Genomic DNA, 7,407 nt, shown 5'->3' with positions numbered 1-7,407 from the left:
CGGGTGTTCGATCCCAAGACCATGAAGCTCGGCGAGCTGTCGTCGGTGGTGGTGTTCGGCGACAAGATCACCGGCGTCATGCCAGAGATTCCCGGCGCTCCGGCGCCCAAGGGCGAGGTGGTGATCGACGGGCAGGGCGGCACGCTGGTGCCCGGCCTGCACGACATGCATTCGCATACGACGCTGTCGTCGAACCTGTTCTATCTGGCCGCCGGCGTCACCTCTACGCGCGACCAGGGCAACCACAACGAGGAACTGCTCGGCTGGGTGGAGGGCATGGACAACGGCCTGCTCGCTGGCCCGCGCATTGTCCGCAACGGCTTCCTGGAGGGCCGCAGCGACTATTCGGCTCGCCACGGCTTCATCCCCGCGACGCTGGAAGAGGGCCTGGACAACGTTCGCTGGTACGCTGACCACGGCTATTGGCAGATCAAGATCTACAACTCGATGAACCCCGAGTGGGTCGCGCCGCTAGCCGCCGAGGCTCACCGCCTGGGCATGGGCGTGACCGGTCACGTCCCGGCCTTTTCCTCGCCCGACCGGGTGATCCGTGACGGCTATGACGACATCGCCCACATCAACCAGCTCATGCTGGGCTGGATCCTCGATCGCAAGGAAGACACCCGCACGCCGTTGCGCCTGACCGGCATGGCGCGCGGCAAGGACCTCGACCTGACCTCGCCCCGCGTCCAGGCCACCATCGACCTGATGAAGGCCAAGGGCGCCAAGCTCGACACTACGGCGATGATCCTCGAGCGCCTGATGCTCAGCCGTTCGGGCCAGGTGCAGGCGGGCGACGCCTACTACATCGACCATGTGCCGATCGCTTATCAGCGCTACCGCAAGCGCAGCTTCGTGACCGTCAACTCACCGCAGGAGGACGCCGACTATCAGGCAGGCTTCAAGAAGGTGCTCGAGGTCCTCAAGCTGCTGGACGACAACAACATCCAGCTCTTGCCCGGCACAGACGACGGCACCGGCTTCTCGGTTCATCGCGAACTGGAAGTCTATGTCGCCGCCGGCATCACGCCCGCCAAGACCCTGCGTCTGGCGACCCTGGATCCCGAGGTCTATTTCGGCCGCGACCATCAGCTCGGCTCTATCGAGCGCGGTAAGCTGGCCGACTTCATCCTGGTCGCCGGCGATCCCACCAAGGACATCTCCAAGATCCGGGAGGTCCGCATGACCATGAAGGGCGGCGTCGCCTACTATCCGGCCGAAATCTACCAGCACCTCAACATCAAGCCGTTCGCCGCCCCGCCGCCGGTGGCCCCTGCGAGCTAACGACACCCGGGGCGGCCGCTCTTGAGCGCCGCCCCAAATTCGACTATCGAGCCCCTGTAAAAGCATCAAGAGTTGAGCTGACGCTCAACGCCAACCTGCTCCCGAGCAAGGTGGCGCCTCCGCAAGGGGGGATGTGGCCGGTCCGGCAAACTACGGGATCAAGCCTCACGTCAGACGCCGTTCGATGCGTAGCCGATGAAGGGGCCTGATCTCATGCACGACGCCGCTCAACAGTTCGCCAGCGACAACTATGCCGGCATCTGCCCGGAAGCCTGGGCGGCGATGGACGCCGCCAATCGTGGCCACGCGCCGGCCTATGGCGAGGACGCCTGGACGCAGGCCGCCGCCGACACTTTCCGTGCGCTGTTCGCCACTGACTGCGAGGTGTTCTTCGCCTTCAACGGCACGGCGGCTAACTCGATGACGCTGGCGGCGCTCTGCCAATCCTATCATAGCGTGATCTGCGCCGAATCCGCCCACGTCGAGACTGACGAGTGCGGCGCGCCGGAGTTCTTCTCCAACGGCTCCAAGCTGCTGGTCGCGCCCAGCCCGGACGGCAAGCTGACCCCCGCCGCGATCCGCGAGATCGCCGGCAAGCGCAGCGACATCCACTATCCCAAGCCCCGCGTGGTCACGATCACCCAGCCGACCGAGACCGGACAGGTCTATTCGCAGGACGAGGTGCGGGCGATTTCGGCGGTCTGCCGTGAGCTAGGCCTGCGGCTGCACATGGACGGCGCGCGGTTCGCCAACGCCTGCGCCCACCTGCGCTGCGAGCCCGCCGACATCACCTGGAAGGCCGGGGTCGACGTGCTGTGCTTCGGCGGCACCAAGAACGGCATGGCGGTGGGGGAGGCGATCCTGTTCTTCGACCACGCCCTGGCCGAGGACTTCGACTATCGCTGCAAGCAGGCCGGGCAACTGGCCTCCAAGATGCGCTTCCTGGCCGCGCCATGGATCGGGATACTTCAGGACGGCGCTTGGCTGCGCAACGCCGCCCACGCCAACGCCTGCGCCGCCGCCCTGGCCGATCAGGTGAGGACGCTGCCTGGCGCGGGCCTGATGTTCCCGGTCCAGGCCAACGCTGTGTTCCTGAAGGCTTCGGACGAGCACCTGGACGCGCTGCGGGTCAGGGGCTGGCGCTTCTACACCTTCATCGGCGGCGGGGCTCGGTTCATGTTCTCCTGGGACGCCGACCTGCGCCGCGTTGATGAATTGGCGCGCGATCTGCGCGCGGTGTTCAATCTCGCCGCCTGAAGGCGGACGCACCAGGCGCGGGCTGTTATTCCTGACCTGACAATCGTCGGAGGGTCGATCCTTGCTGCGCCTGCGTGAGTTTTCCGCGTCCGGCTACCGGTCGCTGCGCAAGATCGTCTGCCCGGTCTCCGAGCTCGAAGTCTTTGTCGGCGGCAACGGGGTCGGCAAGACCAACCTTTATCGCGCGCTGGAGCTGGTTCGGGCGGCGGCGACCAATACCCTGGGGCTCGAACTGGCGCAGGAAGGGATGGAAGCGGCCTTCTGGGCTGGCGCTCGCCGTTCGGGACCGGCCCGCATCGAGCTGGAGGCCAGCCTCTCCGACCCGCAGGCGCGGGGCGCCGCGCGCGGGGTCTATCGCTACCATGTCGCCATCGGCTTTCCCGCGCCCACCGCCGCCGCTTTCGCCGCCGAACCGCAGATCAAGGAAGAGTGGCTCTCCTATGACAATGGCGAGCGGCAGGTCCGACTGGTGGATCGTCGCGGTCCCTCGGTGATGGCGAGGGACGAGGCGGGACGTCCGATCGAGATCGACATCGACCTGCTCGGCTCGGAGACGGTGCTGGGACGTTTGGAGGACCCCAGCCGCTTTCCGATGCTGGACATGGTGCGGCGGACCCTGCTGGAGTGGCGTTTCTACCACGACCTACGCACCGACGCGGGTTCGCCCCTGCGCCGGCCGTGTCCCGCGGTCGCGACCCCGACCTTGGCCTCGGACGGCGCGAACTTGGCGGCGGTGTTCGCCACCCTGGCCCACATTCGCGAGGACACCCACGACCTGGACGCCGTGATCGCCGCGGCTTTTCCCGGCGCGCGTCTGGTCGTTCCAAGGCCCGAGCGGGTGGCGACCTTCGGCATGGTGTTCTCTGAGTTCCCCCAGCGGGTGTTCGAGCCCGAGGAACTGTCCGACGGTACGCTGCGGTTTCTCGGCTTGGCTGGGGCGCTGCTGGCCTATCGATTGCCGCCGTTCATCGCGCTAAACGAGCCTGAGGCCAGCCTGCATCCGGACCTGATGGCCCCGCTCGCTCAGTTGGTGACCCAGGCCGCGGAGCGCTCGCAGGTCTGGCTGGTCACGCACTCTCAGCCCCTGGCCGACGCTATCGCCGCCACTGGAGCGGGGAAGGTGCGCACCGTCACCAAGCAAGACGGCGCGACCTGGATCGAGGGCCTCAGTTTGATCGGCCAGTTCGCGGGCGAGGACTAGTCCGGGGCGCGTGATTGTCGGCGCCAAATTACGCCTAGATCGCCGCCTTTGACTGCAACGCGTCGTCGTCCGCCTCAGCGACCGCCGCGATCTGATTGTGGATCACCGAGACCAAGGTCCCCGGGTGAGCGTCAGAGACTTGGACGCGGGCGCTCAATTGCCTTGCGAGCGCCTCCACGATGCTGGTGCCCAGGCCCGGTGTCGAGCTTGCCCTGTCCTTGGGGATGCCCACCCCATCGTCTTCGACCGATAGGGTCCAATTTGGCCCGCGGGAGTGATAGCCAACTTCGATCTTTCCCAGGCGTCCGCCGGGAAAGGCATGCTTCAAGCAGTTGATGACCAACTCGGTGACAATGAGGCCAAGGCTCACGGAGACGTCGGCCTCACAGGTGCTATCATCGGCCTTCACCTCCAGGACCAATTGATCGTGATCCCTGATCATGGATGCGCCGATGCTCTCACAGAGCTTCGTGAAATAGGATTTTAGCTCGACCTCACCCAGCCGGGAGGCCGCCAACTGCTGCTGCAGGGCCGCGACCGACATCACCCGATTATGTGCGTCGGTGAGGTGAAGCCGTGTCTCGTCTGAGCTGACCTTGCGGGCGCTCTGCAAGATCACGCTAGCGATGATCTGGAGGCTGTTTGCGACGCGATGCTGGACCTCCTGGAGGAGGATCGCCTTTTCTCGCAGAAGGTCATCCTTCAGCTTCTCAGCTAGGCGCGCGTCAGTGACATCGGCGACGGACAATAGAATCCAGCTATGCGCGGCGTCTCCGTAGTCAAGCTTCTGCGCGTTGAGAATGAGCCTGCGAGGGGCGCCTTGGGCGCTCTTGAGGTCCATCTCGTAGGCCTCGATCTCGGCGTCGCCGGATGCTGTTGCCTTCAACAGCGACCGGAGTTGGCGCACGTCCCATTCGCCGGAGCCTAGAGCGAAAAGCTTCAGGCCGGTCGCGGTTGACGGGTCGATGTGAAATGCGCGGAAGAACGATGCGCTTGCGCCAATGACGGTGAGCTCGCCGTCCAGCAAAACGATGGGAGCCGTAGACGAGGCGACGACCGCCAACGCCAAACCTGCGTCAGGTTGGATAGCTATAGCCGTACTTTCAAGTAATCAGAGGCTCGCGGAGCGAAAGCCGTACCCGGCGTCTTAGCAGTTTCGCGTCCTTGAAGCTGCTGGTGTGATCCATACCACAGATTGCGGACCAGCGCGACCTTTCGGGGGAGGGGCTTTGAAGATGTCAGGAGTACTGGCCAACGCGGCGATCTGCCGCTCGCGCGTCCTGGACGTGGTGGATCGGGCTAAGGCTTGCTTGGCCCACTAGGCGCTTTTCGGCATACGAAAACGCCTCCGGGGGAGAACCCCCAGAGGCGCCCAGCATGACTTAGAAGTCGACCTTCACCGAGATCCAGAGGCGGCGGGGCTCCTGGTTGTTGGTGTACTCAGGGGCGTAGGCCACCGGCGAGCCGTAGGGCAGAAGCTTCACGAAGTCGGTGTTCAGCAGGTTGTAGACCGTCGCATTGATGGTGACGTTCTGGGTGACCTGGAACGATCCGCCGACGTGGAACAGGCTGTAGGCCTTGTAGTCGCCCCAGACCTGGCGGACGGCGGCGTCGGAGCGGAAGCGTTCGCTGCGATACTCGCCGCGCAGCCAGGTGGTTAGCCGGTCGGTGGCCGCCCAGCGCAGGTTGGCGTTCAGCATGTGCTTGGGGGTGTCGGTCAGCGGCTTGCCGGTCGAGGCGCCGCTCTTCTGCTCGCTGTCGGTGTAGGTGTAGTTGACGCCGAGGTTCCAATCCTGCGCGAACCGCAGTCGCGCCGAGGTCTCGATGCCGCGTGTGACCGCCTCGTCGATGTTCACGCTCTGGCCGAAGGTCGGGAAGTTCGGGAAGAACCCTACATCGACGCAGCCGGCCGGGCCGCCGACGCCGGCGTTGTACTGAGCCTGGCTGAGGCCGGCGCTGCAGTTGGCGACCGGGATGCCGGTGGAGATCTTGTCTTCGAAGGTGTTGTTGAACACCGTGGCGTTCGCGCTGAAGCCGGCGAGGTTGTCGTAATAGACGCCGAACTCGGTGCTGGTGCTGGTTTCCGGCTTGAGGGTCGGGGTGCCGAGCAGCGGCAGGCGACCCTGGTTGCCGAAGCCGTTGATGCCGCTGGCCAGTTGTTCCAGCCGGGGGGTCTTGAAGCCCTGGCTGACGCCGCCCTTCACCGTCCATTTGTCATTGGCGTTCCAGACCAGATAAGCGCGTGGGCTGAAGTGCGAGCCGAAGGTGCTGTGGTCGTCGTGCCGCGCCCCCAGGGTCAGGGCCAGGTTGTCGGTGAACCGCCATTCGTCCTCGGCGAACACCGCCCACTGCTGGTGCTCGAAGGTCTCGGGCGCGACGCCATCCACCATCTCGGCGTCCCAGTACTGGCCGCCGACGGTGAAGGTGTGGTTGCGCCACTGCGAGAACAGTTTGGTGTCGAAGATGGTGTTGGTCGATTCGAGCGTGCGCGCGCCGCCGGCGCCGGCCACGCCATTGGGGATGATCCGGCCGATGGTCTCGGTCTTGGCCTGCGAGAGGTTGCTCTCGATCACGCCGAACGGCGTGCGCCAGTCATGGGCCAGGACGTATTGCTCGCGGTTGAACTCCAGCGCATTGGCGTAGCCGCCCGCGGTGGTGTTGGTGCCCATCTGGCCCTTGCTGTTGTCGTACCACTGGGTCGAGACATCGACGTCCAGCCAGACGTCGTGGTCGGGGTGGGGCGTCAGGTTCAAGCGCCCGCCGATGTTGCGCAGTTCGCTCTTGGTCGAGCTGCGGCCAAAGCCTGTCACCGGCGCATCGGCGCCCGTGGTGTTCTCGAAGGTCAGGTTGGAGGCCTCGCGGTTCACGAAGCTGCCGCGCACGGCTAGGCCCAGCAGGTCGCGAACGATCGGGCCGTTGGCGTAGAAATTGCCGCCCTGGAGGTCGCCGAACTGCTCGTCGCCCTGGAAGGTGGCGTCCAGGGTGACCGAGCCGCCCCAGGTCTCGCCGATCTTGCGGGTGATGATGTTGACCACCCCGCCCATGGCGTCGGAGCCGTAGAGGGTTGAGACCGGCCCACGGACCACCTCAATGCGCTCGATGGCGGCGACCGGCGGCAGGAAGCTGGTCGAGGTTTCGCCAAAGCCGTTGGGCGTGACGCTGCCGGCGGTGTTCTGGCGGCGGCCGTCGATCAGGATCAGGGTGTAGTCCGAGCCCATGCCCCGGATATTGATGTTCAGCCCGCCGGTCTTGCCGACCGCGCCGCCGATATCGACGCCCTCGACCGTGGACAGCACCTCGGCCAGGTTGGTGGCCCGCATCTGCTCCAGCTCCAGGCGCGGGATGACCGTGACGCTGGCCGGGGCGTCGACCACGCGCTGTTCGAAGCCCGACGCGGTGACGACCACGGCTTCCACGTCATTGACGTCGCTGGCCGCGCTCTGAGCGCTGATCGCGACGGGGGCCTTGCGGCGTTTGTCCTCGGTTTCCGCCTCGGCGTAGGCCGCGCCGCCCATCATCGCCAAGCAGGCGCCGGCGGTGGTCCGCATCAGAACGTTGGCGAACACAGAAAGGGACATGCCGGCTCCAGGTCAAGCTAGTTGCAAGTGGGTCGCACTAGCACGCCCTGGTGGCGATGCAAAAGTTTTTGCGACGCATTCGCGCCT

General features: G+C 65.6%; 5 protein-coding genes and 1 riboswitch. Of the genes, 3 read left to right on the top strand and 2 right to left on the bottom strand.

Annotation, left to right across the window (positions count from 1 at the left end; genetic code table 11):
- The 3 genes from Q7T84_RS12335 to Q7T84_RS12325 form a co-directional block, all read left to right on the top strand.
- Positions 1-1,284: amidohydrolase family protein (locus tag Q7T84_RS12335; RefSeq protein WP_304809267.1), on the top strand; the 1,284-nt coding region annotated here is incomplete at its 5' end.
- 57 nt (positions 1,285-1,341) lie between these two features.
- Positions 1,342-1,447, top strand: a riboswitch (SAM-I-IV-variant riboswitch).
- Positions 1,448-1,497: 50 nt separating this feature from the next.
- Positions 1,498-2,541, top strand: a complete 1,044-nt coding sequence (locus Q7T84_RS12330) for a low specificity L-threonine aldolase (protein ID WP_304809265.1) — start codon at positions 1,498-1,500, stop codon at positions 2,539-2,541.
- Between the two features lie 61 nt (positions 2,542-2,602).
- The gene (locus Q7T84_RS12325) at positions 2,603-3,742 is read left to right on the top strand and encodes an AAA family ATPase (protein WP_304809263.1); all 1,140 of its coding nucleotides are present in this window, start codon (positions 2,603-2,605) and stop codon (positions 3,740-3,742) included.
- Positions 3,743-3,776: 34 nt separating this feature from the next.
- On the opposite strand, the gene Q7T84_RS12320 is transcribed toward Q7T84_RS12325, so the two are convergent.
- Together Q7T84_RS12320 and Q7T84_RS12315 are read right to left on the bottom strand one after the other, a co-directional pair.
- Positions 3,777-4,805, bottom strand: coding sequence for a sensor histidine kinase (locus tag Q7T84_RS12320; protein ID WP_370653655.1), 1,029 nt, complete (start codon positions 4,803-4,805; stop codon positions 3,777-3,779).
- A gap of 319 nt (positions 4,806-5,124) precedes the next feature.
- Positions 5,125-7,320, bottom strand: coding sequence for a TonB-dependent receptor domain-containing protein (locus Q7T84_RS12315; protein ID WP_304809258.1), 2,196 nt, complete (start codon positions 7,318-7,320; stop codon positions 5,125-5,127).
- Positions 7,321-7,407 lie beyond the last annotated feature (87 nt).

Source organism: Phenylobacterium sp. (genome assembly GCF_030654915.1).
GTDB lineage: Bacteria > Pseudomonadota > Alphaproteobacteria > Caulobacterales > Caulobacteraceae > Phenylobacterium.
Note: the sequence above shows the minus strand (reverse complement) of the source record. Positions and strands in the feature narration are given on the sequence as shown.

Excerpts from the sequence above, each read along its gene's own strand:
- Q7T84_RS12315 (WP_304809258.1), bottom strand. The coding sequence starts at position 7,320 with ATGTCCCTTTCTGTGTTCGCCAACGTTCTGATGCGGACCACCGCCGGC.
- Q7T84_RS12330 (WP_304809265.1), top strand. The coding sequence starts at position 1,498 with ATGCACGACGCCGCTCAACAGTTCGCCAGCGACAACTATGCCGGCATC.